Here is a 25,517-nt window from a genome sequence, read left to right on the forward strand (position 1 = left end):
GGAGACAAAAAATATGATGAAAGAATGGAAGGCTGTTCTTAAAAAGCCAACATTTATCATTGTCATGATTGGAGTTGCGTTGATTCCAGCTCTTTATAATATTATTTTTCTATCTTCCATGTGGGATCCATATGGAAAGGTTTCGGATCTTCCTGTAGCGGTTGTCAATAAGGATCAATCTGCTACATATAATGGACAAAAGATGGAAATTGGAAAAGACATGGTGTCCAATTTGAAGGACAATGACTCACTTGATTTTCATTTTGTAGATGAGAAAGCTGCGAAAGATGGTCTCAAAAATGGCGATTATTATATGATTGTAACCCTGCCTGAGGATCTTTCAAAAAAAGCTAGCTCCATCTTAACCAATCATCCGGAACAGATGACCATTGATTACCAAACGTCCAGTGGTCATAGTTTTATCGCAGGAAAAATGAGTGACACTGCGATGACAAAAATGAAGCAGTCAGTGGCTGAAAAAGTGACCAATACTTATACAACAGCTTTATTTTCTAAAATGGGATCGCTTAAAACTGGTATGGGGACAGCGGCAGATGGAAGTGCTAAATTAGCAGATGGTGCAAGTAAATTGGAAGATGGTGGTCAAACACTGTCTACTAATTTGAATACATTGGCTCGTTCAAGCTTAGCATTTTCAGATGGTGCAACCACTCTTCGTACAGGTCTAGCAGCCTATACAGATGGTGTTGGTCAATTAGGAAATGGTCTCAATCAAATGGCTGGTCAACTTCCAAACTTGGTATCTGGTGTCAATCAATTAAATAATGGGTTTGGTACTTTTAATACAGGCTTGATGGCTTACGCTACCGGAGTGGATCAATTAGGAAATGGTCTCAATCAAATGGCGAGTCAAACCCCTCAGTTGGCCTCAGGAGTTGGTCAATTAACCAGCGGTATGGGGACCCTCAATGATGGTCTTGGGAATTATACCAATGGCGTGCGTCAATTGAATTCGGGCCTATCTAACTTTTCAAATGGTTTAGCAACCTATACAAATGGAGTCGCTACTTTATCAGAAGGAGCGGGTCAATTAAGTAGTCAATCTGCTACCCTTCGAAATGGGGTTTCTCAATTAGAATCAGGTATTCAAACATTATCAAGCCAGCTACAAGCTTCTACAAGTCAATCTGCTCAGATTGATCAATTGGCAGCTGGTTTAAACCAATTAAATGCAGCGATTCAAAATGCTACAGTAGATACCAGTCAACTTTCGTCTGGATTGACGAGTATTGCGAATTCAGCTCAATCAATCCTTGCTTCAGCCCAAGCGGATCGTGCAAATGCCCTTGCAAGTGTGCAAGGAACAGCAGCCTATCAAGCAATGACAGCTGACCAACAAGCGGAAATCAATGCGGCAATCTCATCGAGCCCAAGCTCGAGTGAAACGGCGGCTCAAGGAATCTTGACTACGATTCAAACGATCCAAGGTAGTTTGAATACAGGAAATAGCTTGACACAACTGCAAACGGCAGCCAATCAAGTTTTACCGACAGCTTCTTCTACCTTGACAGACTTGTCAAGTGGCTTGTCTAAGATCCAATCCGCAGTTAGTGGACAATTGTTGCCAGCTAGTCAAACCATCAGTCAAGGGATCAGCGCTTATACAGCTGGTGTCGATAAAATCGCTAATGGAGCAACCCAACTTCAGACGAATAGCAGTACTTTAACAAATGGGGCTAGTCAGTTAGCAGCAGGTGTTGGTCAACTAGATAGTAAATCATCAGAATTACTTGCAGGAAGCAATCAATTGGCTTCTGGTCTAGGTGAGTTAAATGGGAAGATGCCTGCCTTGACATCAGGCATGAATCAACTGGCTTCAGGAGCGACCCAATTAACAGGTAAGTCGGGTGAATTGGTTGCTGGTGCTGGAAAATTAGCTGACGGTGTAGGACAATTGAACAGCAAGACTCCAGAGTTGGCAGGTGGTGTCAACAAACTTGTCACTGGTGTCAATCAGTTGACAGAAAAATCAGGTCAATTGGTGACTGGTGCTGATAAACTAGCCGACGGTGCAAATCAAATCTCAGATGGGTCCAGCAAATTAGCAGCAGGTGGCCAAACATTGACAAATGGTTTAGGTGAATTAGCAACAGGAAGCCAAACCTTGAGTCAAGGATTAAACGATGCTAAGGGACAATTGAATGTGGCTACAACTGAAAAAGAAAACGCTAAAACCTTAGCAGATCCTGTCACTTTGTCTAAAACAGACCATGACAATACCCCTGTGAATGGTGTCGGAATGGCTCCTTATATGATCTCGGTAGCTCTCTTTGTTTGTGCCTTGTCAACCAACATGATCTTTGCAAAACTACCATCCGGCAGTCATCCTGAAAGTCGCTGGGCATGGTTTAAATCTCGCTTTGAGGTCAACGGAACGATTGCGGTGATTGCAGGAGTCTTGGTCTATGGTGCCGTTCACTTGATTGGTTTATCAGCTAATCATGAGATGGCTACTCTCTTCCTTTGTGTGATTGGTAGTGTGGCCTTCATGTCTATCGTGACTGCTTTGACAACATGGCAAAGAAAGATCGGTGCTTTCCTTTCCTTGATCCTCTTGCTCTTGCAATTGGCTTCTAGTGCAGGAACCTATCCTCTTGCTTTGACAAATGGCTTTTTCCAAGCCATTCATCCATTCTTGCCAATGAGTTATACCGTTTCTGGTCTTCGTCAAACGATTTCGATGACAGGAGAAATTGGAAATCAAGTGGCCTTCCTTCTGATGACTATTGTCCTTTTTGCAGGACTCGGAATGTGGTTCTATAATCCAAAAAAATATGAAGAGGACTAATCTTCAGGAACTCCCAACAGAATGTGTTGGGAGTTTTTTGTTTCATGTGAAACAAAAATTCTCGCTTGTTTAAGCGAGAATGTTTATTATTTAAAGAAGACGACATCAGGATTTGGAGTAATATAGAGAAGTTGGTCGTTTTCAAAGACCAGTTGGATGGTGTTGTTTTTATAGGTGTAAATGGTATAGTCTACTCCGGATTTAGAAGCTTGTTTGAGATCAACAGCTCCCATCAAAAAGGCGTGAGCTTGTTCCCCTGTGATTTTCCCCTCGTGGTAGAGCCCTTTAATATTTTCTAATTCGGTATTTTCAAAAGATTCAGCAATATAAGCAGGGTCTGTTATTTGTTTCTCTGGATTCCCAAGGATCTTTTGGACAAGGGCAGTGGTATATCCTTCATAATCCGGCGTCTGTGCAAAAATTTTATCGTCATTTCTAGAGTAGGCTACTTTTAAGTTCCCTGTTGCATAAATTTTATCTTTGGGTGCTTCTTGAGCATTTCTAGGGAGTCCTTCGGTTGTGACGATGTCAGAAGTGGTTTCCGTAGTAGTTGAGGGAGAGCTAGAGGAGTTGCTTGAGCTATTTGAACTGGTTGAGCGACTCGGGAGGCTAGAACGACTCGAGCTACTTTTTTTAAAGGTTTTCTTTTTTGAGCTGGTAGCAGTGGGTACTTTTTTAAAGTTGATCTTAAGGTCCGGCACACAGGCTGATAGAAAAAGAAGAGACAGCAAGAGTGTGAAGAAAAGAGGGAGTGTCTGTTTTTTCATCATGTTCCTTTCGATAAGCTAATTGATTTTCTATTCTATCATAAAAAAGGCAACAAAAAAAGGTCAGGAAGAAATCCTGCCTTTATTTGTTATTATTAATGACCGCCGCCTTGAGGTCCGCTACCGCCTGGAGCCCCACCGTCTCCAGGCATGGAGTTGACAATTTCCGTTTGTTTTTCACCGTTGATATAGATGTCTCCGCCAGTGTAGGTAGCAGTACCATCAAAGTCGAATCCAGATTGTCCCGTTAATTTAATGGTTCCTCCGGTAACAGTGATATTTCCATTCGAATCAATTGGATCAGTATCGCCTTGGCCAACTTCAACGTTGAGGGTTCCACCATTCATAGTGAAGAAAATTTCATCTTGGTTAGCATTAGCATTGGCTGCATTGACACCGTCATCGGTTGCATAGATGGTGATATCTCCACCGTTGATGGTGATCGATTTTCCTTCGAGACCTTCGACAGACTCTGTTACCTCATAGGTTCCGCTATCGATGATCAGATCACCAGAAGCATGGATTCCGTCGTCTCCTGCGGTGATGGTCATTTTGTTATCTGAAAGATACATGGTTCCGACCGAAGTATCTTCATCATTATCCACCTTGACTGCATCTTCATCTGCATCGATGGTCATGGTCGTGCCAGTGATATTGAGTTCATCATTGACGTTGAAGGCATCTCCTACAGCCGTGATCTTATAGGTTCCACCTGTGATATGGAGAGTGTCATTGGCCTTGATCCCGTTATTCTTCTTAGCGTCAATGTTGAGCGTACCTGAACCATTGATGGTGAGGTCGCCTTTAGAGAAGATCACTGCATCGGCGTCTTCATCATTGTTTGAACTTGAATCAGACAAGGTATTGGTCGTGCCGTCTGCTAGAGTGAGGTAGACATGACCTGCTTTCGTAGCAGAAATTGGCGCGTTGGTGTTGGTCATGGTAACGCCTTTCAGGACGATGTGAACATCATCTGAGTCACCCGCTTCGACCTTGATTTGAACCCCATCGGATTCACCAGAGATGACATAGGTTCCAGCCTTTGAGATGGTCACAGTTGATCCAGATACAGCTACGCCGTCACCTGATACATTTGCAGACGAACCAGACAGTTTTACAGTAGAGGCTTTGCTTTCATCATAAGAGCTGTCCTTGTCCTTATCTGTAAAATAGTTGGAATTGTTTGTTTTATTTTTTGAAGTAGAGGTAGTGGTTGTTTGTGCAGTATTGCTTTTTGTAGCTGATTGTGATGACGCCTGGGTACAAGCTGTCAGTAAGGTGAGGGTTGCGGCCCCCGTTAATAAAAATTTCCATTTGTTTGATTTCATGAGCTTTTCCTCTCGTTCAATTGATATGCTCCTAGTCTAAAGTTGCTAGCTGAAAGTTTCCTAAAGTTTTTCTGAAAGGAACCTTAACTTTAGTTTTCTTTAAGTTTGGCTTAATGACCAGTTAAGAAAGTCCCATTAAACTAGAAAGCACGTAAGTCGTATTCATACTTACCGAAGGTTAGAAACAATAGATCCCCCTTAAAGGAGAAGAAACATGAAAAAAACAATTGAGACAAGTTTCAAACGAATCGAAACAAAATATATCGTCGCAAAAGATGACGTGAAGGACTTGATCAAAGACTTAAAAGAATACGTCGTAGAAGATAATTACCCAACCTCAACCATTTCAAACATTTATTTTGATACGGAAAATTTTGATGTCATTCAAGATGCTCTTGCCAAACAACACCGCCGTGAAAAAATTCGGATGCGGACTTATATAGAAAAACCTCAAGCAGACAGTCCAGTATTTCTAGAGGTGAAGTCAAAAGATGAAGAAGGAATTGGCCATAAATTCCGTCTAGTCGCCACTTCGCAAGCCATTATCAACTTGATGACAGATGGGAAAGTAGATCATCAGATACAAGATCCAGACTTAGTGCAAGAGATTCAGAGATTGCGAAAACGTTATGGTCATCGATTGGAACCACGGATGTTCATTTACTACGATCGCTTGTCTCTCAAAGAAAAGAAATCCATTCAGGGTTATCCTTATCAGAAGATTCGCGTGACAATTGATCAAAACCTAGTCTTTCGAGACCAGGCTGTTAGCCTTTTTGATGGGAAGAAAGGAGAACCTCTACTAGAGGATGACTTCGTGATCATGGAAATTAAGGCTCCTGGCCAAGAACCTAAATGGCTAAGGGATATTTTAGAGAAGTATGGTTTGGTGAAGCAGAAATTTTCAAAATATAGCTGTGCTTATCATAAATCACAAGGCTTGGATTATGCCCCAAGACCAGTTCAAGAAACGGTAGGTGCTGCCTATGTCTAATCTATTTGATTCTATTTTTAATAATGCCACAGCAACGGTGGATCCCTTGCGCTTACTACTGGCCCTTTTGGTCAGCCTCTTTCTAGGGATGGCTCTATCTTGGACCTATAAATACCGAACACTTTACACTCGAGAGTTTGTCATTAGTTTGACCTTGCTTCCTTCTATGATGACCTTAGTGATTTTTTTGGTCAATGGAAGTTTGGGAACCTCGATTGCAGTGGCAGGGACCTTTAGTTTGATCCGTTTTCGTTCGGCTACGAGTGGTTCGAGAGAATTGATTGCCATTTTCTTAGCCATGATTATAGGATTGGCTGCAGGTTCGGGTTATCTTTTATTGGCCATTTTAACAACCCTTTCTTTACTAGGAGTGTGGCTTGTATTAGAGAACAAACAGAGTAAGGCAGACCATCAACGGCGCCGTCATTTGACCATTACCGTCACAAAACAAGATTCTGTTGCAGAACAAATCAGCCAGTTGTTGGACCAAAGTTGTTCAGAAATTGACTTTATATCTGTCACAACGGCCCAAGCTGGAGAACAACTGACCTTGAACTATGAGGTAAATATGAAATCAAACATAGATGATTTTGCCCTTGCCAATCTATTGATTAGCGAGATTGAAAATTGTGATGTCGCTTTGACAAAGAAAGCGAAGAAAAGAAAGAATCTATAACGGCTATCCTACTTTAGGATAGTTTTTTAGGGTTTTAAGAACTTTTTAAGAAAAAGTGGTATACTGTTTCTAAAAAATTGAAGGAATCCTTTATGAAAAAGACTGCTATTTTTGAAGATGTCGTCTCTATTATGACCCATGATTCATCTACTATCAAGGATCGAAAAGGATGCGATCCAGAGCCTTTTCGAGAAAACATTACAGATGATATGACAGATGATGCCTTTCTTTATCAGGTCAAGACTTACCTAGCTAGTTTTGGGGTGATCGGGCATGTTTCCTTTCGAGATAAAAAGGCCAGTCAAAAAGGGTTTCTTTTGAGAATAAATGGACAGAAACTGTATGTTGAGGAAGCTAATGAAGATACGGGTCTTCAAGTAGGAGATCAGATCCTAGCTCTGGATGGAAGTGACTTGGAGCAAGTAACGTCTCTTCATAAAGACTATTTTATCAGTAAGACCCCTGAAAGACACTACCGAGAATGGGCAGATTTGGTCTCTCAGTCAACGAGTGTCACCCTGCTTCGAGAAGGGATAGAAAAGACCATTAAAGTAGTACCCAGTCGAGAACCGATCCAAGATCAGATTTTTTGGAAACGATTAGACGATGAGATTCTTTATCTTCGTCTGGATAACTTTATGGATGAGAGAGCTATTAGTCGGGTATATCAAGAGTGTTTACCTATGATGACGGAAGTCAAGTTTCTTATCATTGATGTCCGACAGAACGGCGGAGGGACAGATTCTTTATATTTCCCTCTATTACATCTAGGTTTAGAGAAGGATCAGGGCTATGAGGGCATTGATTGGGATGATGATGGCATGGAAATTCTCTACACGGAGCGTAATGTTGATCTGCGCTTGAAAGACTTTGAGGACTGGATGCAACAGGAAGAAATTAGTCCTGAAACAGCTAAACTGCTTGAAGATATGAAAGAGGACTTGCTTCGCCATCGGGGAAAAGGTTATGTAGCATATAAGGGAGAAGGCGAGGAATTTTTCCCAGAGGTCAGAGGAAGTCACTATCCTGAACAGATCTTTATCTTATCAGATATTTATTGTGCTTCATCTGGGGATAACTTTGTTCAGATGATGAAGCAGTTTAAGAAGGTAACGGTGGTGGGTCGACCAACTCTTGGGATTCTAGACTACTCTAATTGTTGTACAGTTGATTATGGCAATTTTTGTTTAATGTTTCCCACCTCTCGCTGTTTAAGCGTGGATAAAGGGAAAGGGATGACGGATCAGGGTGTTCTACCCGATATAGAGATTCCTTGGACACCTAGCCATTTCGAGAGAAATGTGGATCTGGACAAGTGTCTGGAGTTGATTCGTCAGGGGAATGTTAAATAAAACAGGATTTCAATCAGAAAAACTGATTAAAGAAAAAAATCCTTTGGTTAGAAGGGATAAATGTCTGAAATGATAACGTTTTCTACGACATTCTCACTATGTTTAAAATTGCTTACTTGGTATAAAAAATGGTAAAATAGTGAGTAACAATCAAAATGAAGAGTGAAACTTATGAAACATAAAACACTTTATAAATTTATCGGGCAGACGGTCTTGTATTTCGCCATTTTCCTAGCCCTACTTTATTTCTTTAGTTACCTTGGTCAAGGTCAGGGTGGCTTTATCTACAACGAATTTTAGAAAAGGAGACTCCTAGCCGTGTCAAACCAACCAATTACTGATATGATCGAGACAATTGAACGTTATGCGCAACTACAACCAGACTATCCGGTTTACAATGTCCTTGGTGAGGAGCATACCTATGGCCAATTGAAGGCTGATTCAGATAGCTTGGCTGCCCACATCGACCAAATGGGACTTCCTGAAAAGTCACCTGTAGTGGTCTTTGGTGGTCAAGAATATGAAATGTTAGCAACCTTTGTGGCCTTGACAAAATCTGGCCATGCCTATATCCCAATTGATAGCCACTCTGCCTTGGAGCGCGTGTCTGCCATTGTTGAAGTAGCAGAGCCAAGCTTGATTATTGCCATCAATGAATTTCCATTGGAAAACCCAGCTGCTCCAATCATGTCCTTGGAGCAAGTGCGTGAAGCTTATGCGGCTCAGCATGCCTATGACTTGCAACATCCAGTCAAAGGGGATGATAACTACTACATCATCTTTACCTCAGGGACAACTGGGAAACCAAAAGGGGTGCAAATTTCGCACGATAACTTGCTCAGCTTTACCAACTGGATGATTACGGACAAGGAATTTGCAACGCCAGAGCGTCCGCAAATGTTGGCGCAACCGCCCTATTCCTTTGACTTGTCTGTCATGTACTGGGCACCGACCTTGGCTCTTGGAGGAACCCTTTTTGCTCTTCCATCAGCCATTACTCAAGACTTCAAACAACTCTTCGCGACCATCTTTTCCCTTCCGATTGCGATCTGGACTTCAACACCATCTTTTGCAGATATGGCCATGTTGTCTGAAGATTTCAATGCTGAAAAAATGCCAGGGATCACCCATTTCTACTTTGATGGGGAAGAGTTGACAGTCAAGACTGCTCAGAAATTGCGCGAGCGTTTCCCAAATGCACGCATCATCAATGCCTACGGCCCAACAGAAGCAACTGTAGCTCTTTCGGCTGTAGCCGTAACAGATGAGATGTTAGCTACTTTGAAACGTCTGCCAATTGGTTATACCAAAGAAGATTCTCCAACCTTCATCATTGATGAGGCAGGCAACAAATTGCCAAATGGTGAGCAAGGGGAAATCATCGTGTCTGGACCAGCCGTTTCAAAAGGTTATATGAATAATCCAGAGAAAACAGCAGAAGCCTTCTTCGAATTTGAAGGTCTGCCAGCCTACCATACGGGAGATGTCGGAACCATGACGGATGAAGGACTCCTTCTCTATGGTGGTCGAATGGACTTCCAAATCAAGTTTAACGGTTATCGTATCGAGCTAGAGGATGTCTCTCAAAACTTGAATAAATCGAAGTATATTGACTCAGCAGTCGCAGTACCGCGTTATAATAAAGATCACAAGGTGCAAAATCTCTTGGCCTATGTCATCTTAAAAGAGGGCGTCAAAGAACAATTTGAGCGCGAAATTGATATCACGAAAGCCATTAAGGAAGATTTAGAAAACATCATGATGTCTTATATGATGCCTTCAAAATTCCTCTATCGTGACAGCCTGCCATTAACACCAAACGGGAAAATCGACATCAAAGGGTTGATTAGCGAGGTTAACAACCGATGATCGAGTTTTTGAAACAGCTCCCTCATTTAGAACACTATGGAACACCGATCTATTTTATCTACCTCATTCTAGCCTTTTTGCCGATCTTTGTGGGTCTCTTTTTCAAAAAGAGATTTCCGATCTATGAAGGACTGGTGAGTCTGATCTTTATCATTTTGATGCTGACAGGTTCGAATCTCAAGCAAATTTATGCCCTGCTCTTTTACGTAGTCTGGCAAATCTTGATTGTGTATTCCTACAAGATCTATCGTCAGAAAGCGGACAATAAGTGGATTTTCTATCTTCATTCCTTCTTGTCTGTCTTGCCCCTGATCTTTGTTAAGGTAGAGCCAGCAATCAAGAATGGGCACCAATCCTTGTTTGGATTTTTAGGGATTTCGTATTTAACCTTCCGGGCTGTCGGAATGATCATCGAAATGCGAGATGGTGTCTTGAAAGAATTCACACTTTGGGAATTCTTACGCTTTATGCTCTTTATGCCGACCTTCTCAAGTGGGCCGATTGATCGTTTCAAGCGTTTTAATGAGGATTATAACGCTATTCCTGAGCGTGAAGAATTATTGGATATGTTGGAGCAAGCTGTTAAGTATATCATGTATGGCTTCCTTTATAAATTTATCCTAGCTCATATTTTTGGTCACTTATTATTAGGTCATGTGCAGACCTATGCCTTGTCTCAAGGTGGATTCTTCAATATCGGAACGCTGGGAGTCATGTATGTTTATGGCTTTGACCTCTTCTTTGACTTTGCGGGCTATTCGATGTTTGCTTTAGCAGCTTCAAATTTGATGGGAATTAAAAGTCCAATCAACTTTGATCGTCCCTTTAAATCACGTGACTTAAAGGAATTCTGGAATCGTTGGCATATGAGTTTGTCTTTCTGGTTCCGTGATTTTGTCTTTATGCGTCTCGTGATGGTATTGATGCGCAATAAAGTATTCAAGAGCCGAATTACCACCTCAAATGTTGCCTATATTATCAATATGTTGGTCATGGGCTTCTGGCACGGGGTGACCTGGTACTACATCGCTTATGGGCTCTTCCATGGGCTTGGACTGGTTATCAATGATGCTTGGATTCGTAAGAAAAAGACCATCAATAAAGAAAGAAAAGCAAAAGGATTGGATCCTATACCGGACAATCGTTGGACCAAAGCTTTAGGGATCTTTATCACCTTTAACACAGTGATGCTGTCCTTCCTGATTTTCTCAGGATTCTTGGATCAACAATGGTTTCCAAAATTGAAATAAAAGGAGAATAGAAAAATGGATGTAAAATCACAAGTAATTGAAATTATTGACGAATTGTTTATGGAAGATGTCTCAGACATGATGGATGAGGATCTCTTTGATGCGGGTGTCCTTGATAGTATGGGAACAGTCGAATTGATTGTAGAACTGGAAAATCGCTTTGGCATCCGTGTTCCTGTATCTGAATTTGGACGTGATGATTGGAATACTGCTAACAAGATCGTAGAAGGTGTAACGGAGCTTCAGAATGCTTAAGCGTTTGTGGCTGATTTTAGGGCCCGTATTTTGCGCGCTCCTCATGGTAACAGCTTTATTATTCTTTTATCCAATCAATCATAAGCACAACTATACCGAAGAGAAAAAAGCTGCGGTTAGTCTGAATGCAGAAGGATTCAAGAGTCGTACAAAGAAACAAGAAGCACTTTCTGATCCACAGCATCGCTTTGTTCCTTATTTCGGCTCCAGTGAGTGGTTGCGCTTTGATGTGGTGCATCCAGCAGTTTTGGCTGAAAAATATGACCGCAATTACAGACCCTACTTTTTAGGAGAACGTGGTGCGGCTTCTTTGAACCAATATTTTGGGATGCAACAGATTTTGCCAGAACTCAAGGACAATACAGCTGTTTATGTAGTTTCTCCGCAATGGTTCACCAAGAAGGGCTATGATTCCTCTGCCTTTCAACAATTCTTTAATAGCGATCAGTTGAATAGCTTTATTGCCAATCACCAACAGGATGCTGCATCCCAGTATGCTGCAAAGCGTCTATTACAACAGTATCCAAACGTCGCCTTTCAAAGTGTTGTAACGAAAATTTCTCAAGGAAAGAAAATTTCCGGATTTGATCAGTCTTTGAACCAGTTTGTTTCCCACCTTGTTCAACGCGAAGATGCTTTGTTTAGTAATCTTGCAACGCGTACAAATGGGAATTACGATCAGAAGGTCAAAAAACGTCTACAAGATTTACCAGATCAATTCTCATATGAGAAATTGGAAGAAATTGCAACGGCTGAAGCAAAAGTCAAAACCAATAACAACGACCTTGGAATCAGCAATCATTTTTACAATACTCGTTTAAAAATGAAGCTGAAGAAACTAAAAGGTTTCCAAAAAAACGAATCCTATGTTCAATCTCCTGAGTACAATGACTTGCAATTGGTTCTAGACCAGTTTGCTAAATCTCGGACCAATGTTATCTTTGTCATTCCTCCAGTTAATGCCAAATGGATGAAATACACAGGCTTGAGCCAAGAAAAGTATGAACAGGCTGTTCAAAAGATTCGTTACCAATTGAAAAGTCAAGGATTCACCAATATTGCAGACTTTTCTAAAGATGGTGATCAGCCTTACTTTATGGAAGATACGATTCATATGGGATGGAATGGTTGGCTAGCCTTTGATAAAGCGGTCAATCCCTTTGTCACAAAGGCTGAAAAAGCACCAACTTACCATCTAAATGATCGCTTCTTCAGTAAAGACTGGGCCCAATATAAAGGGACACCAGACGAATTTAAATAATGCTTGATCAAAGGGGGCAGGATCGAATCCTGGCTCCTTGATTTGTGAGGAAAGTGACGAGAAAGTCACAAACGAGCAAGAGAGTTATCCACAGGCTGTGGGAAACTTCCTTGTAAATGGATGAAAACAAGTCCTGGTGCTGATGACACCTCCTCTTTTGAGGGAGCAAAAGGTGAAAGTTATCCACATTTTTGTGGATAAGTGATAAAAAACAGTGGATAAGTCAGCTGGTTTGTGAAAAGGAGAATAGTGTGAAAAAAATTTGGTTTTACGCAATCGTTCAGGGAATTGTGATCTTTTTTATTGTGGGTGGCATGACCTATGTACTTAGGGGAGATTTCTTTTTCCGCTACCTATCCCCTATTTTTGGACTAGCAGCAGCTGTCTTACGATTTGGGACGGCGACTTTAATGAAGGTGCTAGCACCCACTCTCTACGATGATCCCAAAAAGAAAGAAGAGAGCCACGATAACTAAAGAAGTTGGTGACTGAAAAAGTTGAGCTAAAGGCCACTTTCTGCTGGTCTTTATGGTAAAATAGAAGGAAGAATATTAGTTTGGAGATTAATTAGAAATGAAACGTTCAATGTATGCTGGACGTGTTCGTGAAGAACACATTGGAACTCGTATTACCTTGAAAGGATGGGTTAGCCGTCGTCGTGACTTGGGTGGTTTGATCTTTATCGATCTACGCGACCGCGAAGGAATCATGCAATTGGTGATCAATCCAGAAACAGTTAGTGCAGAAGTAATGGCTACAGCTGAAAGCATCCGTAGTGAATATGTTGTAGAAGTGACAGGTCTTGTAGAAGCTCGTGAACAAGCTAATCCAAACTTGCCTACAGGAGCAGTAGAACTCAAAGTGGAAGCTATTACGGTTCTCAATACCGCTAAAACAACACCATTTGAAATCAAGGACGGTATTGAAGCCAATGATGATACTCGTCTTCGTTACCGCTACTTAGACCTTCGTCGTCCTGAGATGTTGGAAAACCTCAAACTCCGTGCAAAAGTGACCCATTCAATCCGCAATTACTTAGATGAATTAGAATTTATTGATGTGGAAACACCCTTTCTTTCTAAGTCAACTCCAGAAGGAGCACGTGACTACTTGGTTCCTTCCCGTGTCAATAAGGGTCATTTCTATGCCCTTCCACAAAGTCCTCAGATTACAAAACAATTGTTGATGAATGCCGGTTTTGATCGCTATTATCAAATCGTGAAGTGTTTCCGTGATGAGGATTTACGGGGAGACCGTCAACCTGAGTTTACACAAGTCGACTTGGAAACTTCTTTCTTGAGTGATCAAGAAATCCAGGATATCACAGAAGGCTTGATTTCACGTGTCATGAAAGAAACCAAGGGAATTGAAGTAACACTCCCATTCCCACGGATGAATTATGATGAGGCTATGGCCTTGTATGGTTCAGATAAACCAGATACACGTTTTGAAATGTTGCTCCAAGACTTGACAGAGCTTGTCAAGGGTGTAGACTTCAAAGTCTTCTCAGAAGCTCCAGCAGTTAAGGCGATTGTTGTCAAAGGTGCAGCGGATCATTACTCTCGTAAAGACATCGATAAATTGACAGAAGTTGCGAAGCAATACGGTGCAAAAGGTCTTGCTTGGGTGAAATATGCTGAGGGTACTTTGAACGGTCCTGTTGCGAAGTTCTTGACAGACTTGACAAGTGACTTGACAGTTGCTTTACAGTTAGAAGACAAAGATCTAGTTCTCTTTGTAGCAGATACTCTTGAAGTAGCCAATGCAACGCTTGGTGCTTTGCGTGTTCGTCTTGCGAAAGAGCTTGACTTGATTGACAACAATCAATACAACTTCCTTTGGGTAGTGGATTGGCCAATGTTTGAATGGTCTGAAGAAGAAGGCCGTTATATGTCTGCTCACCATCCATTTACACTCCCACAAGCTGAAACAGAGCATGAATTGGAAGGCGATCTTTCAAAAGTTCGAGCAATTGCCTATGATATCGTCTTAAATGGCTATGAATTAGGTGGAGGAAGCCTACGGATTAATCATAAAGATTTACAAGAACGGATGTTTAAGGCACTTGGATTTACAAAAGAAGCTGCCAATGAACAATTTGGTTTCTTGTTGGAAGCAATGGATTATGGTTTCCCACCACATGGAGGATTGGCGATTGGTTTGGACCGCTTCGTGATGCTTCTTGCAGGTGAAGATAATATTCGGGAAGTCATTGCCTTTCCTAAGAATAACAAGGCGACAGATCCAATGACACAAGCTCCTTCTGTCGTTTCTGAAAAGCAATTGGATGAGTTAAATCTTCAAGTAGAAGTAGCAGAGCAAGAATAGGACAAGAGAGAAAAGGGAGAGTCTAGGAATCAGTTGCTCTAAGATTTTCCTTTTCTTCTAATCGATGGATTGAAAATGAAAAAAATTCGCTTTTATAAGCTATTTCGCTATCATGTGCGGCGACTAGCTTATAACATTAAATTATTGCGCGTGCTGAAGAGCATCTCCCGTGAGAAATACGATGAAAAAGTGTCAGCTTCCTTGCTGTATGGTTTTCTATCAGCGATTGCCGTCAACTTCTTCTTTCAACCAGGACATGTATACTCCAGCGGTGCAACAGGTCTAGCTCAGATTTTATCTGTTCTGAGCCAACGCTTTATTGGCTTTACGATTCCCGTTTCCTTGACTTTTTATGCCATCAATATCCCTTTGATGATTGTGGCTTGGTATCAAATTGGCCATAAATTTACCATCTTTACCTTTATTACGGTTTCGATGAGTTCCCTCTTTATTCAGTTCGTGCCAGTGATTACGTTGACCAACGATCCGATCATGAATGCCCTATTTGGTGGGGTTGTCATGGGAACAGGGATTGGTTTTGCTCTTCGGAACAACATTTCCAGTGGAGGAACGGATATTGTCAGTTTGACGATTCGAAAACGGACAGGAAAGAATGTCGGCAGCATCTCCTTTTTGGTCAATGGGACCATTATGTTGATCGCTGGTCTGACCTTTGGTTGGAAGTATGCTCTTTACTCTATGATTACCATCTTCGTATCGAGTCGAGTAACGGATGCTGTCTTTACCAAGCAAAAACGGATGCAGGCAATGATCGTAACGAGCCAGCCAGATGCCATTATTGAAAAGATCCATAAAAAATTGCATCGTGGAGCAACCATTATCCACAATGCAGAAGGAACCTATAACCATCAGGAAAAAGCAGTTCTGCTGACAGTTATTACGCGTGCAGAGTTTAATGAATTCAAATATATTATGAAAAAAGCTGATCCTCAGGCTTTTATCACCATTTCAGAAAACGTTCATATCATCGGACGCTTTGTGGAAACAGAAGAATAAAAATAAAGGTCACCACATTGTGGTGACCTTTATTTTGCTGATTCAGTTTCATGGAGAAGGAGCCAACTATGGGCAGGAATAGAAAGTTCCTTTCCTTTAGGAATAGGGGTTTTTAGGTTGGTATGAGGATAGACAAATAACAGGTGACTATCGCTCGGATGTTGATAGGTCTGTTCTTGATCACCGATATTGACAAGAATCGTTATTTTTTCACGATCTTTCTCAATCGTGTAGATCAAATGATGATCAGACAACCATTTGACATCACAGTAGTCGCGAATCTCTTGCCCTTTTTTCAAACGAAGGAGTGGCTGTGATTTCCGATAAGCAATCAATTCTTCAAGAAAAGCAATTTCTTCTTGGCATTTTGGAAGGGATGTCCAGTCCAATTGGTTGAGACTATCTGGCAAGTTATAGGTGTTGTCTTCGAGCCCTTTTGTGCGATAAAATTCTTGACCAGCATGGATAAACGGCACTCCTTGAGCTAGTAACACTAAATGAAGAGCTAATCGTGAGAGAGCTTTTCGATCTTCTAGACGAATCTCTTCCTTTTCAAATTGGAAATAATCAAAAACAGTTGCATTGTCGTGGCATTCGACGTACTGAATGGCTTGTTGAGGTTGGGTGAAATGAGCAGGCCCTAGCTTCCCGACATTCGCCGTTAGAATGTTAGCAAAATCATTCGCGGAATGTTGACTCTCACGACGGTGACCAGCTACAAGTGTTCTCTTGATCGTATCCCGGAAGTTATCACTGAAAAAGCCAAAGGCTGGTAATCGTTTCGCGTTATATTGGTGAGCGAGCTGATCTTCAGAGAGGCCTGTATCCATCTTCCACCCTTCCCCATAGAGATAGATGTTAGGATAGATTTCACGGAGTTCTTCTGCAATCTCTGTCATGGTTTGAATGTCTAGGATTCCCATCAAGTCAAAGCGGAAACCATCAAAGCCGTAGAGGGAAACCCATTGTTTGAGGGATTGCTTGATATAGTGTCTCACCATGGAGCGTTCACTTGCTACGTCATTTCCACAGAAGGTTCCATTGGTCCGCTCGCCCTCTGCATTATAACGGTAGAAATAACCAGGAACGATCTGTTCAAAAGCGTATTCGTCTGCTTGGTAGACGTGATTGTAGACTACATCCATGATAACACTCAGATTGGCGCGGTGATAGGTGTCAATGGTGTCTTGGAGCTCTAGGATTCGTGCATAAGGATCGTTAGGATCACTCGCATAGCTGCCTTCTGGAACATTGTATTGAACAGGATCATAGCCCCAGTTGTAGGCTTTCCATTGATCCTCTTCATCGACACTACCGAAATCATAGACAGGAAGTAACTGTACATGGGTAATGCCCAGTTTTTGAAGGTAATCAAATCCAAGGATCTGGCCATTTAGTTGGGGCGATTCTGTTAAACCTTTAAACTTACCAGGATGCTTAAAGCCAGCCTCTTTTTGGACAGAGAAATCACGAACGCTCATCTCGTAAATGATTGCCTCTGTTGGGTCTAATTGACGAGTGGCACGCGTGATAGGACGTGTGATCTTCTTCCGGTCGATGACCAAGCTATCTCCAGAGTTCGCTAAAGAGGATAGAGCATAGGGATCGTGAATCCGACGTTCTAGGCCATTGACACGAAATTCATAGTGGTAGGCAGCTCCTTCCCAATCCCCTTTGAGCAAGAGTTTCCAGACACCGTTTTCTGTACGTGTCATCGGATAGATCTGATCTTCGATATGGAGACTCACATCTTGCGAAATCGGTGCCCAGAATTTAAATTGCGTCTGATTTGGTGTGTAAAAACTTCCTAAATCTTCTCCACTATAGGTGAAGGTTTGATCGAAAATGGGTTTGCGAACGATGTTTCGATAGTGGAGTATAGAAGAATTTCCAGTAGCATCGTAGATGGTGTACTCTTCTCCGAGTTCAAGTGGAATAGGGCTTAAGAAATAGTCTCCTGTGTCAGTCGCTGCACTTGACGTTTTGACAGGGATTAAGGCAAGATGACCTTGGTTCGTTTTCAAATAAAAAGGAAGGATATGCTCCTCACCCTTTTGGATACGAATGAGGTCTTGGTCATCTAAATAAGCAGTAAATGTAGACATAAAGACTCCTAGAGTTTCGTAATGGTATGGTCAATCAATTGACGGTAGCAAACGGTTTTTCCTTCTTTGTGATCCTTGATAATTTGTAGAATTGTCCGAACAGACTCACGTCCGAGTTCCACTGCATTGATGTCAATATAGGCTTCAATATCGAGTCGTGGCTTAATCGAATCAAAGGAAATAATCGGGATTGTCAGCTGGTGTTCTAATAGGTATTGGCGCACCCCTTCAGCAACGAGAATATCGGTTGTCATGATGGCATCTAACTCTGCTAGGGGAAGGCTCTCCATCATTTGATAAGAATTGTCTTCCAACATAAAACCAAATGAGAAATGAACCAGTTTTTCATCGAGAGGAATCCCTGCTTTTTGGAGGGCTTCTTTATAACCTTCGTAGCGGTCTTGAGATACGAACAGTTCTTTGTTTCCCCCGATAAAAGCAATTTTTCGGTAGTTTTGTTGAATGAAATAATCCGTCGCATCAAATGCAGCCTTGATATTATCATTATCCACTAGCGATACAAAAGGTGAAGCTGCCTTTCCGAGAATGAGGAAGGGGAACTTGTCTTTGATCGCAAATTCAACGAGGGGATCATTCGGGTTGGAATAAAGGAAAATCAAACCATCTACACGATTTCCGTAGATGAGTTGTTTGAGGTTGTCGAGCCGCCGTTCTTCATTTTGCCCCGTACAGATTTGGATGGCATAATCATTGTCTGACGCGATCTGGGTAATCCCTCTTAAAACAGTTGGGAAGAAAGGATTCTGGTAGAAGACGTCACTGTCGATTGGTAGGACCAAAGCAATGACTTGACTAGATTGGCTGACAAGGCTGCGAGCATTAAGATTGGGATGGTAGTCCAATTCGACCATGGCCTCACGGACACGTTTTTTTGTTTCATCACTAATCGTGGATTTGTTTTGGATGACGCGCGTGACAGTTGAAGGCGCGACGCCAGCGAGTTTCGCCACATCTTTGATGGTAACACGCATGAGAAAACCTCCTAGCGGTGATAGTCTGGATCACGGAAGTGGGTCTTATAAAATACCATAGCAAGATAGAGTACAAATAAGACATTTTGGATCATGATCGTCGTAGTAAATACTTGATGGAATAGTAAACTGATGAGGACACTTAGTAAAATAGGGAGTCCCAAGCAATTCAGAATACAATTGAAACATTCCTTGAAAGTTTGTAGTGAAAAGAGTCGAGATTTTCGTGTCAAGTAGAGGAAGAAAGATGCCCCTAGGATGAGAATCAAATAATTGACTGTCGATAAGAAGCCAGAGAAAATCACGAGAAAGAGACTGACAGGGAGTCGATTGTCGCGAAACCAATCGCTAGAGATAGCTTGAGTGAAGCTTTTTTTATCCCGAAGGCTCTCTTGATTAATAGCCTGGTATGAGACTGTAGCGAGTTCTTTATTCTCTTTTGAGATAATCAATTGTTTGCGATCAAAATGGAGTGTTAACTCCTTGCCTTCACTAGCCTTTGCCTCTTGGCCTAAGATAACCTGTCCTTTTGAAGTCTTGTGTACAGGGTTAGTCCCTGTATAGGTGAGCTCTTGGTCTTTGATCACGACGTGTTCTTGGATATCTTTCATAACGTCTGTTGATAAAGGATCAAACACATCGCTGACAAAGGTTGTCAAAGGATAGGTTTTGAGTTGAGCATTTTGCAGAGCCACAGGTAATAGTGTGATAGAGATTAGAAAGAAAGAAGTAAAAATCATTTGGAACCAGCTCAGTTTTTTGCGGTTTGCAAAAGAAGAGCGGAAATTGAAGATACTTGCGAAATAATTAAAAGGATAGGGCATAAGATGACCTTTCTAAATATAAGAGTATCAGAAATGCAAAGAGAAATCTCTTTGCATTGATTTTATTCTTAACGAAGGGTAGTAAAGCATCCACCATACTACCCTCAACTTAAAAATAAAATGTGCTTGAAATAAGATTCTATTTTATCCTTTATCTCCACCAGCTGTCAAGCCTGAAACAAAGTTCTTTTGTAGGAAGAAGAATAAGATACAGATTGGAACCGCGATCAAAATAGCACCGGCTGCAAAGAAGGCGATTTTTTGATTTTTTTGGTCACTGATAAAGGTTTGAAGACCAACGGCTACCGTATAGTTCACTTCGTCACGAAGCAAGAATTTAGACAAGATATAGTCTCCGAAAGGCCCCATGAAAGCCCAAAGTGCTTGAACGGCAATCATTGGACGAACAAGAGGAAGGACGATTTGCCAGAAGCGACGGAAGTGTCCAGCTCCATCCAATTTCGCAGATTCATCGAGGGAAATTGGAACAGTATCAAAGTATCCCTTCATCAACCAGGCATTCATTGGAATACCACCACCAACATAAAGGAAGATCAAGAACCAAGGTTGGTTCAAGGCATTCAGCATCAAAGCCATAACGAAGAAGGCTGTGAGGGCTGCCATGGTTGGGACCATTTGAATAATCAAGAAGAAGACCAAACTTTGTTTACGCGCCAAGAAATTGTAACGGCTGTATGCGTAACCTGCAAAGGTAACGATACTTGTTTGTACAATCATGGTGATAATGGCGATAACCAAGGTGTTCATATACCAAGTGCCATAATGAGTTTCAGAGAAAAGTTTTGAGAAGTTATCAAAACTAAGATTGCCACTAAAATCAAGTGTAAAGGCACTGACATTCCCTGATTTGAAGGCTGATAGAACCGTAATCAACAATGGATAAATGATAACGATTGAAAGAACCACCATGTACAGGTAAGTCAAGAAATGATTGAGGCGGCGTTTAAATTGAATTGAATTTTTCATTTTATACATCCTCCATATCAAATGCATGTAGTTTCTTGAAGGCAATCATAGAGATTGAGATCACAATCACAGAGATAATCAGGGTTACCGCTGCGGCCATTGAATATTGAGGAGAAGAATTGGTTGTCAACTTGTAGATCCATGAGATCAAGATATCTGTAGATCCGGCGTTTCCTCCGACAGAACCAGGTCCCCCATCGTTAAACAAGTAAATGATGGAGAAGTTATTAAAGTTGAAAGTATATTGACTGATCAAAGTTGGAGCTGCAACAGCCATAATCATTGGGAAAGTGATGCTGCGGAATTTTTGCCAACCGTTGGCACCATCAATATAAGCAGCTTCGTAAAGATCGTTTGGAATAGATTGAAGAATCCCTAAAGTCAAGACGTAGATGTAAGGGAAGCCGAGCCAACCTTGCATCATAATCAAAGCAATTTTTGTCCAAGTAGGATCTGTTTTCCAAGGAATCAAAATGCCATCTAAGAATGGGAAGATCTTCGCAAACAATGGGATAACTTGTGCATTGATAGCACCGACACTATCGTTAAACATATTTGAGAAAGTTAAGATAGTGATGAAGGCTGGAACAGCCCATGGGAGCAAGAAGATAACCCCAAAGATTCGTTTTCCTTTTACGAATGGTTGGTTTGCAACAATAGCGGTCAAGATACCGAGTACGATTTGAAGAGTAGAAGCTGCGAGTGCCCAAATCAAGGTCCAGCCAAGAACAGATGTAAAGGCTGAGCGGAAGGTACTCAAGGTCCACATATTAGTGAAGTTTTGGAACCCGATCCAATCGAGCAAGGTTGTTGGAGCGGTATGTTTGAAGTCGTAGTTGGTAAAGGCGATCATCAAAGTTACTAAAACTGGGAAGATAATCGCAAATGTCATAGCAATGTATGAAGGAATGATCAATAAATATGGGAAGCCATTTTCATAGATGGCTTGAACCATTTCTTTTCCAGTTTTTGGAACAGCGATGCCATTGTTGATACGTTTTGCAACGGTTCCAGCATCCTTAATATTTAAGGCATAAAATAGGAAGTAAACAATGGTAATGATCAAGTGGAAGGCGCCACGAATCAAGATAAAGAGAGAATTATCTTGTCCACGGACGGTTCCAAGTGTAACCAATTTCGATAATTCTCCAACTCCGATTCCTAGGAAATAGGCGAGAAAGAGAACAGTTACGGCAAGAAAAATATAGCCTTTGGTTTTTTGTTTGTTATAAATTTGCCCAAGACCCGGGATCAAAGAGAGCCACATAGCCTTTTTAGGGTTTTGTTCTGTAGTCATTCAAATCTCCTTATAATGTCCTTGCTAGAGAGCAAGAAGACAAGTCAGACAGTAAGTTGTGCTTGAAAATTGAACATAAGAGGTTGGGACCTTGTCTCCAACCTCTTACTCACACCTAAAAACTGTCTTATTTGCTACCGAATTTTTGTTCGATGGTTTCTTTAATCAATTTCACTGCATCGTCAGCAGATGCTTTTGCAGATTTTTTACCACTTACAGCATCGAAAAGCATAGTAGCAGCTGGATCCCAAACAGCACTCATTTCTGAGATATTTGGCATTGGTTGAGCATTCTTGAATTGATCAACAACGGCAGTTGTCAATTCATCGTTTTTGCTAACCGCATATTTACGAGCTTCTGTGTTGGCAGGAACTTCATTGGTCTTGTCAAACAAAGCTTTTTGTTGGTCAGTACTTGTCAAGAAGTCAATGAATTTTTGAGCGCCATCAAGGTTTTTCGCACCTGCAGGGATAACCCAAGCTTTACCACCACCAAAGGCAGAATATTGTTTTCCGTTTGGAAGAGTTGGAATAGTTGCGACACCATAGTTTACTTTAGCTTCTTTCAATGAAGCAGCTTTCCAAGGACCATCGATGATAGCAGCTGTTTTACCTTCTTGGAATTGTGTTTGGATGAAGTTAGCAGCACCTTTAGTATCTTGCAAACCTTTTGGCCATTTAGCATACCAAGTTTTCGCATATTCGATACCATCGATAGAACCTTGGTTGTTCAATCCAATATCTTTAGGATCTGTACCGTCTTTACCAAACACATAACCGCCGTTACCTGAAAGTAAACCGTAAGTGTAGTAGAAGTTTGTCCAGTCAGCTAAGAAGGCAGTTGTTTTACCAGGTTCGCTAGCGAAGTCGTACTTGCTATCTTTTGCAAGATTTTCAAGATCACCAAATGTTTTTGGAGCTTCGCTTAAAAGATCTTTGTTATAGTAGAGAACCAATGTTTCGATGACAGCAGGTGCACCGTAAACTTTACCACCGTTTGTTACAAGAGCTTCAGTTGTTTTATCTGTATGGCTATCTTTGTTTAATGTCACTTCAGCCAATTGACCATCGCTACCAAGACCACCTACACGGTCGTATGGAGCCATCATTACGTCTGGAGCTTTTTTAGATTGGTTATCAAGAGAAAGGTTATCCAATCCACCAAGAGCATCACCAGTCTTGATGTTAATTTTTACGCCATTTTCTTTTTCAAAAGCTTTTGCAGCTTCTTCAACATAAGATTTGTAGCCTTTGTCTACATAGACGTTGATTTCTTTACTTGCCTCAGAAGAACCTGATGAGCTATTGCTACAAGCAGCAAGTAAGAAGCCGGCAAAACCAACTGTACCAAGTACAGCAGCACTACGTAAAATTGTACGTTTCATGATTTATTCCTCCTAAAGAATAAAAAAAGATAATAATTAGAAACCGTTTTAGACAAACGTTTTCCTAAAACGTCTTAAGTATATCACAAGGCGAAAACGTTTGCAAGTAGTTTTAAACAATTTTTTTAAAAATATTTTAATTCCGAACTTTCTTCTATAAAATGCATCAAATTTGTTGACATTAGCCAAAGGAAAGAATACACTAAGGGGGTGAGGACATTCTGAAAAAAGTTAAAAAAGTTTTTAAGAAATCCCTTGCAGAAAATAGGGAAAAAGTTTATAATAACATGGTACGCAAACGTTTTCGCAAAAATTGCGTAAACTGAGTTGCGCCTGTTCGATTTTTAACAAAGAGTAGAGCCGCTTGAGAGCTGGATACGACTCTGCAACGATACCCATACCGTGCACCGAATCGCAGGCTTCAAAGAAATAAAAAAAGGTGGTAACCCATGAAAAAACGTCAAAGTGGTGTTTTGATGCACATTTCTTCCCTTCCTGGACAATACGGGATCGGATCATTCGGTCAATCAGCATATGATTTTGTTGATTTCCTCGTTCGGACCAAGCAACGTTACTGGCAAATCTTGCCGCTTGGTACAACTAGTTATGGAGATTCTCCATACCAATCTTTCTCAGCTTTTGCTGGGAACACTCATTTTATTGATTTCGATCTTTTGATCGAGCAAGGTTTGTTAACAGAAGCAGACCTTAAAGGAGTGGACTTTGGTCAAGATCCTACTCAAGTGGATTATGCAAAGGTTTTCGAACAACGTCGTCCCTTGCTTGAAAAAGCAGTTGCGAATTTCTTAAAATCAAGTGATCAAAAAGAATTCCAAGAATTTTGTGAAGCCAATGCTTCTTGGTTGGAGCTCTTCGCAGAATACATGGCTATTAAAGAACACTTTGATTTGAAAGCTTGGACAGAGTGGCCAGATGCAGCTATTCGTGCGCGTGAGCCAAAAGCTTTGGCTAAATACCGTGAAGAATTGGCGGATCAATTGACTTACCATCGTGTGACTCAATTCTTCTTCTTCCAACAATGGTTGGCCTTGAAAGCTTATGCTAACGACCACCACATTGAAATTGTGGGAGATATGCCAATCTATGTAGCAGAAGATTCAAGTGACATGTGGGCTAATCCTCATCTCTTCAAAACAGATGAAAACGGAAAAGCAACTTGCATTGCAGGATGCCCGCCAGATGAGTTCTCAGCAACTGGTCAACTTTGGGGGAACCCAATCTATGACTGGGAAGCAATGGACAAAGATGGCTACCAATGGTGGATTGAACGCTTGCGTGAAAGCTTCAAGATCTATGACATCGTTCGGATCGACCACTTCCGTGGTTTCGAATCATACTGGGAAATCCCTGCTGGTTCTGAAACTGCAGCACCAGGTAAATGGGTTAAAGGTCCTGGCTACAAACTCTTTGCAGCCGTGAAGAAAGAGCTCGGTGATTTGAACATCATCGCTGAGGACCTTGGCTTCATGACAGACGGAGTCATCGAACTTCGTGAACGTACTGGCTTCCCAGGAATGAAGATTCTTCAATTCGCCTTCAATCCTGACGATGAAAGTATCGATAGCCCTCACTTGGCACCAAACAACTCTGTGATGTACACTGGAACACATGATAACAACACAGTTCTTGGATGGTACCGAAATGAAATCGACGATCCAACTCGTGAGTATCTTGCTCGTTATACCAACCGGAAAGAGTACGAATCTGTACCGCATGCTATGCTTCGCACCGTCTTTGCTTCCGTCAGCTTTATGGCGATTGCTACGATGCAAGACTTGCTTGAGTTAGATGGCTCAGCTCGGATGAACTTCCCATCTACTCTCGGTGGTAACTGGTCATGGCGAATGACAGCGGATCAATTGACTCCAGCTGTTGAGCAAGAATTGCTTGATTTCACTACGATCTATCGTCGTGAAAATAAAGACTTGAAAAAAGAAGTTAAGAAAGCAGAAAAATAATCTTTCCCTATTAAAATTGTTGAAACAAAGGAGACTTTAAAAC

At 41.4% G+C, this 25,517-nt stretch carries 21 protein-coding genes; 13 read left to right on the forward strand and 8 right to left on the reverse strand.

What is annotated here, in order from left to right:
- Window positions 1-13 precede the first annotated feature (13 nt).
- Complete coding sequence (locus I2F76_RS03435) at window positions 14-2,809, forward strand: YhgE/Pip domain-containing protein (RefSeq protein WP_195327042.1); 2,796 nt, start codon at window positions 14-16, stop codon at window positions 2,807-2,809.
- Between the two features lie 86 nt (window positions 2,810-2,895).
- On the opposite strand, the gene I2F76_RS03440 is transcribed toward I2F76_RS03435, so the two are convergent.
- Both I2F76_RS03440 and I2F76_RS03445 read right to left on the reverse strand, forming a co-directional pair.
- Complete coding sequence (locus I2F76_RS03440) at window positions 2,896-3,579, reverse strand: DUF4947 domain-containing protein (RefSeq protein ID WP_051740885.1); 684 nt, start codon at window positions 3,577-3,579, stop codon at window positions 2,896-2,898.
- A gap of 92 nt (window positions 3,580-3,671) precedes the next feature.
- Window positions 3,672-4,904, reverse strand: a complete 1,233-nt coding sequence (locus I2F76_RS03445) for a carbohydrate-binding domain-containing protein (RefSeq protein WP_195327041.1) — start codon at window positions 4,902-4,904, stop codon at window positions 3,672-3,674.
- Window positions 4,905-5,118: 214 nt separating this feature from the next.
- Between I2F76_RS03445 and I2F76_RS03450 the strand changes: the two genes are divergently transcribed.
- The 11 genes from I2F76_RS03450 (at window position 5,119) to I2F76_RS03500 (ending at window position 15,906) form a co-directional block, all read left to right on the forward strand.
- On the forward strand, window positions 5,119-5,898 hold the full coding sequence (locus I2F76_RS03450) for a polyphosphate polymerase domain-containing protein (RefSeq protein WP_024055450.1): 780 nt from the start codon (window positions 5,119-5,121) through the stop codon (window positions 5,896-5,898).
- Entirely contained in the window at window positions 5,891-6,574 is a 684-nt protein-coding gene (locus I2F76_RS03455; RefSeq protein WP_031574735.1) for a DUF4956 domain-containing protein, read from the forward strand. Before I2F76_RS03450 ends, I2F76_RS03455 begins: the two co-directional genes overlap by 8 nt.
- A gap of 92 nt (window positions 6,575-6,666) precedes the next feature.
- On the forward strand, window positions 6,667-7,926 hold the full coding sequence (locus I2F76_RS03460; RefSeq protein ID WP_031574733.1) for a S41 family peptidase: 1,260 nt from the start codon (window positions 6,667-6,669) through the stop codon (window positions 7,924-7,926).
- Between the two features lie 171 nt (window positions 7,927-8,097).
- A complete protein-coding gene (locus I2F76_RS03465; RefSeq protein WP_003002102.1) occupies window positions 8,098-8,226 on the forward strand; it encodes a teichoic acid D-Ala incorporation-associated protein DltX in 129 nt (42 codons plus the stop codon).
- Window positions 8,227-8,244: 18 nt separating this feature from the next.
- Complete coding sequence (gene dltA / locus I2F76_RS03470; RefSeq protein WP_195327038.1) at window positions 8,245-9,795, forward strand: D-alanine--poly(phosphoribitol) ligase subunit DltA; 1,551 nt, start codon at window positions 8,245-8,247, stop codon at window positions 9,793-9,795.
- Window positions 9,792-11,045 carry a D-alanyl-lipoteichoic acid biosynthesis protein DltB gene (dltB, locus tag I2F76_RS03475; protein ID WP_031574727.1) on the forward strand — a complete coding sequence of 418 codons (1,254 nt, stop codon included), beginning with the start codon at window positions 9,792-9,794 and terminating at the stop codon, window positions 11,043-11,045. The genes dltA and dltB overlap by 4 nt, the downstream gene beginning before the upstream one ends.
- A gap of 15 nt (window positions 11,046-11,060) precedes the next feature.
- Window positions 11,061-11,300, forward strand: a complete 240-nt coding sequence (gene dltC / locus I2F76_RS03480; protein ID WP_003002265.1) for a D-alanine--poly(phosphoribitol) ligase subunit DltC — start codon at window positions 11,061-11,063, stop codon at window positions 11,298-11,300.
- Complete coding sequence (gene dltD / locus I2F76_RS03485; protein ID WP_195487240.1) at window positions 11,293-12,561, forward strand: D-alanyl-lipoteichoic acid biosynthesis protein DltD; 1,269 nt, start codon at window positions 11,293-11,295, stop codon at window positions 12,559-12,561. The genes dltC and dltD overlap by 8 nt, the downstream gene beginning before the upstream one ends.
- Before the next feature lie 251 nt (window positions 12,562-12,812).
- Entirely contained in the window at window positions 12,813-13,037 is a 225-nt protein-coding gene (locus I2F76_RS03490; RefSeq protein ID WP_021154124.1) for a hypothetical protein, read from the forward strand.
- A gap of 97 nt (window positions 13,038-13,134) precedes the next feature.
- Window positions 13,135-14,889 carry an aspartate--tRNA ligase gene (aspS, locus tag I2F76_RS03495; RefSeq protein ID WP_195189274.1) on the forward strand — a complete coding sequence of 585 codons (1,755 nt, stop codon included), beginning with the start codon at window positions 13,135-13,137 and terminating at the stop codon, window positions 14,887-14,889.
- A 75-nt stretch (window positions 14,890-14,964) separates the two neighbouring features.
- Window positions 14,965-15,906, forward strand: coding sequence for a YitT family protein (locus I2F76_RS03500; protein WP_155170390.1), 942 nt, complete (start codon window positions 14,965-14,967; stop codon window positions 15,904-15,906).
- A 29-nt stretch (window positions 15,907-15,935) separates the two neighbouring features.
- Here I2F76_RS03500 and pulA read toward each other — a convergent pair whose 3' ends face one another.
- The 6 genes from pulA to I2F76_RS03530 all read right to left on the reverse strand — a co-directional run bounded on the left by pulA (window position 15,936) and on the right by I2F76_RS03530 (window position 23,495).
- A complete protein-coding gene (gene pulA, locus I2F76_RS03505; protein WP_195487241.1) occupies window positions 15,936-18,011 on the reverse strand; it encodes a type I pullulanase in 2,076 nt (691 codons plus the stop codon).
- An 8-nt stretch (window positions 18,012-18,019) separates the two neighbouring features.
- The gene (locus tag I2F76_RS03510) at window positions 18,020-19,003 is read right to left on the reverse strand and encodes a LacI family DNA-binding transcriptional regulator (RefSeq protein ID WP_013904333.1); all 984 of its coding nucleotides are present in this window, start codon (window positions 19,001-19,003) and stop codon (window positions 18,020-18,022) included.
- A gap of 11 nt (window positions 19,004-19,014) precedes the next feature.
- Window positions 19,015-19,827, reverse strand: coding sequence for a DUF1189 family protein (locus I2F76_RS03515; protein ID WP_129824861.1), 813 nt, complete (start codon window positions 19,825-19,827; stop codon window positions 19,015-19,017).
- 144 nt (window positions 19,828-19,971) lie between these two features.
- A complete protein-coding gene (locus I2F76_RS03520; RefSeq protein ID WP_195423633.1) occupies window positions 19,972-20,814 on the reverse strand; it encodes a sugar ABC transporter permease in 843 nt (280 codons plus the stop codon).
- Window position 20,815: 1 nt separating this feature from the next.
- Window positions 20,816-22,111 (reverse strand): carbohydrate ABC transporter permease, encoded by a 1,296-nt coding sequence (locus I2F76_RS03525; RefSeq protein ID WP_195487242.1) that lies wholly within the window; start codon window positions 22,109-22,111, stop codon window positions 20,816-20,818.
- A gap of 127 nt (window positions 22,112-22,238) precedes the next feature.
- Complete coding sequence (locus tag I2F76_RS03530) at window positions 22,239-23,495, reverse strand: extracellular solute-binding protein (RefSeq protein WP_155125185.1); 1,257 nt, start codon at window positions 23,493-23,495, stop codon at window positions 22,239-22,241.
- Window positions 23,496-23,944: 449 nt separating this feature from the next.
- Here I2F76_RS03530 and malQ point away from each other — a divergent pair, with 449 nt between their 5' ends.
- On the forward strand, window positions 23,945-25,474 hold the full coding sequence (gene malQ, locus I2F76_RS03535; RefSeq protein ID WP_195487243.1) for a 4-alpha-glucanotransferase: 1,530 nt from the start codon (window positions 23,945-23,947) through the stop codon (window positions 25,472-25,474).
- The last annotated feature ends 43 nt before the right edge of the window (window positions 25,475-25,517 follow it).

The organism is Streptococcus parasanguinis, from assembly GCF_015557775.1.
Taxonomy (GTDB): domain Bacteria; phylum Bacillota; class Bacilli; order Lactobacillales; family Streptococcaceae; genus Streptococcus; species Streptococcus parasanguinis_AA.

What these genes read in the sequence shown, in the direction of transcription:
- I2F76_RS03530 (WP_155125185.1), bottom strand. Translation starts at nt 23,495, where the DNA reads ATGAAACGTACAATTTTACGTAGTGCTGCTGTACTTGGTACAGTTGGT.
- malQ (WP_195487243.1), top strand. Translation starts at nt 23,945, where the DNA reads ATGAAAAAACGTCAAAGTGGTGTTTTGATGCACATTTCTTCCCTTCCT.
- I2F76_RS03465 (WP_003002102.1), top strand. Translation starts at nt 8,098, where the DNA reads ATGAAACATAAAACACTTTATAAATTTATCGGGCAGACGGTCTTGTAT.
- I2F76_RS03515 (WP_129824861.1), bottom strand. Translation starts at nt 19,827, where the DNA reads ATGCCCTATCCTTTTAATTATTTCGCAAGTATCTTCAATTTCCGCTCT.
- I2F76_RS03500 (WP_155170390.1), top strand. Translation starts at nt 14,965, where the DNA reads ATGAAAAAAATTCGCTTTTATAAGCTATTTCGCTATCATGTGCGGCGA.
- I2F76_RS03460 (WP_031574733.1), top strand. Translation starts at nt 6,667, where the DNA reads ATGAAAAAGACTGCTATTTTTGAAGATGTCGTCTCTATTATGACCCAT.
- I2F76_RS03435 (WP_195327042.1), top strand. Translation starts at nt 14, where the DNA reads ATGATGAAAGAATGGAAGGCTGTTCTTAAAAAGCCAACATTTATCATT.
- I2F76_RS03525 (WP_195487242.1), bottom strand. Translation starts at nt 22,111, where the DNA reads ATGACTACAGAACAAAACCCTAAAAAGGCTATGTGGCTCTCTTTGATC.
- I2F76_RS03520 (WP_195423633.1), bottom strand. Translation starts at nt 20,814, where the DNA reads ATGAAAAATTCAATTCAATTTAAACGCCGCCTCAATCATTTCTTGACT.
- I2F76_RS03510 (WP_013904333.1), bottom strand. Translation starts at nt 19,003, where the DNA reads ATGCGTGTTACCATCAAAGATGTGGCGAAACTCGCTGGCGTCGCGCCT.
- I2F76_RS03455 (WP_031574735.1), top strand. Translation starts at nt 5,891, where the DNA reads ATGTCTAATCTATTTGATTCTATTTTTAATAATGCCACAGCAACGGTG.
- dltC (WP_003002265.1), top strand. Translation starts at nt 11,061, where the DNA reads ATGGATGTAAAATCACAAGTAATTGAAATTATTGACGAATTGTTTATG.
- dltB (WP_031574727.1), top strand. Translation starts at nt 9,792, where the DNA reads ATGATCGAGTTTTTGAAACAGCTCCCTCATTTAGAACACTATGGAACA.
- aspS (WP_195189274.1), top strand. Translation starts at nt 13,135, where the DNA reads ATGAAACGTTCAATGTATGCTGGACGTGTTCGTGAAGAACACATTGGA.
- I2F76_RS03440 (WP_051740885.1), bottom strand. Translation starts at nt 3,579, where the DNA reads ATGATGAAAAAACAGACACTCCCTCTTTTCTTCACACTCTTGCTGTCT.
- dltD (WP_195487240.1), top strand. Translation starts at nt 11,293, where the DNA reads ATGCTTAAGCGTTTGTGGCTGATTTTAGGGCCCGTATTTTGCGCGCTC.
- pulA (WP_195487241.1), bottom strand. Translation starts at nt 18,011, where the DNA reads ATGTCTACATTTACTGCTTATTTAGATGACCAAGACCTCATTCGTATC.
- I2F76_RS03450 (WP_024055450.1), top strand. Translation starts at nt 5,119, where the DNA reads ATGAAAAAAACAATTGAGACAAGTTTCAAACGAATCGAAACAAAATAT.
- I2F76_RS03445 (WP_195327041.1), bottom strand. Translation starts at nt 4,904, where the DNA reads ATGAAATCAAACAAATGGAAATTTTTATTAACGGGGGCCGCAACCCTC.